The following is a 1685-nucleotide window of genomic DNA, read 5'->3' on the forward strand; positions in this document are numbered from 1 at the left end:
TCGGCATTGTCCAGATCGAGCCAGTGGAAGCGGGAATTATCGATCCTTGCTCCGCGCAACACGGCGCTACGCAGGTTCAGCTTTGGTTTATCCGGATCGCCGAGCAGTTCCAAACCACGCAGATTGGCGCCTTCCAGTCGCACACCAGTGAGCGGCACATGCGGATAGCCCTTGCCCATGGCCAGCAGCGCATACGTGAGCGCATTCTCGCTGGCCTGCGGCCGGTAGGTGTCACGCAGATTGCGCAAGCCGATCTGCGCCTGGGCCAAACCGGCTTCCATCAGCAACTGCCCGAGAAAATCCAGGGTTTCCCGATTCAGCGCCGGCAATGCCCAGGCATCCGGCTGGTCGTCGAGCAGCGCGCGTTGCAGATGGCAGGCAAGAAAGTATTCCTGCAAGGACGTGTGCGCAAAGCGGAAGCGGTCTTCGCCTTCGCGCACCAGAAAGGTGGCGGTGCGCAGGTCTTCCTTCAGCAGTTCCCGGTCCTTGTTCAAGTAATGGTCGGCGACATCCAGGTGAGCGCGCAGAAAATTGATCAGCCACTGTTCCAGTTGTCCGACCGACCATGACTTGTCTCCGGTGCGCCACAGTTCGGCCGCGAATTGTTCCATCAGTTCGCATTTATGCTCCGGCGTCAGATGGTGCTTGCCGGCGTCGCGCTCCAGCCACTCCAGCACCATTTCCCGATACAGCATCACCCCGGAAACGCGCCGGCCTTCGAGTTTCCAGCGTTCGATCTTCGGAATGTGCTGCGTGATCAGACTCAGCGTGTACGGCCGTTCGGCAATCTCGCTCAGGTTGTGGACCGAGCGGATCAGGTCCAGCACCCGATCAGGGTCGTCGTCCGGCAGCGTATGTTGCAGATACTCGCGAATCTGCTCTTCGGTGAACGGCAGCAGCACCAGCGCCCGGTAGTCGTCCGCCGCAATGCCGTCGCGCCCTTCGGCGGTCAGGAAGGTTTTCTCGTCGCGCAGCGTGCGGAAGTAGTGGCTGCGGCAGCTCAGCAGCAGCCGGCCGGGACGTTTTTTTTCATCGGTCTTGCGGGCAGCCGCAGGTGGCAGGATGCGGAACAGCTCGCGCGCAAAGCGCCGGCCGTCAGCGTCCGACAGATGCACCAGCACTTCGTCGAGGCCATCGAAAATGGCCAATGCACCTTCTTCGCGCATCAGTCGGATGGTTTCTTCGGCCGTCAGGCGCGAGCCTTTCAGCGACGCATCACCGAGCCAACTGCGGGCAAGGGCGACTTCGATGATTTTCTCCAGCGCCGGCTGTTCCTTCGCCAGATTGCCGACCAGGCGCAGGTCAATGAATATCGGCAAGGGCCACGCCGGGTCTTGCTCACGCAAATCCAGCAGATGCGCCGCCAGCGCCTTGCAGGTCGTCGTCTTGCCCATGCCGTATTCGCCGAGCAGCGCACAATAAGGCTGTGCATTCGGGTTGCTCAGCCAGTTTTCCAGATACTCCAGTGCGTCGGTGCGTTCAGGTGCGGGACCGCGAGCGGACGCATCCGGCTGGAATTTCTCCATGTCGATGCACGAGCCCTGCGTAGGCACGAAAGCCTCGGGCTTGTAATCCAGATGCCGGCGCAAATGTTCGTCCCAGCGCCGTGGCGAGGGTTCCGGCGGCGGAGAAGGCGGCAGGTGTACCTTCAGGGCTTTCAGGATGGCCTGGTACAGCGCATCGGC

The 1685-nt window shown here is 61.7% G+C and carries 1 pseudogene; it reads right to left on the minus strand.

The annotated features are described in order from the left end of the window. Nucleotides 1-1685 (minus strand): annotated as a pseudogene (locus PKE44_RS16950) (hypothetical protein); the annotation flags it as partial.

Origin of the sequence: Plasticicumulans sp., from assembly GCF_035331805.1 — a bacterium.
GTDB lineage: Bacteria > Pseudomonadota > Gammaproteobacteria > Competibacterales > Competibacteraceae > Plasticicumulans.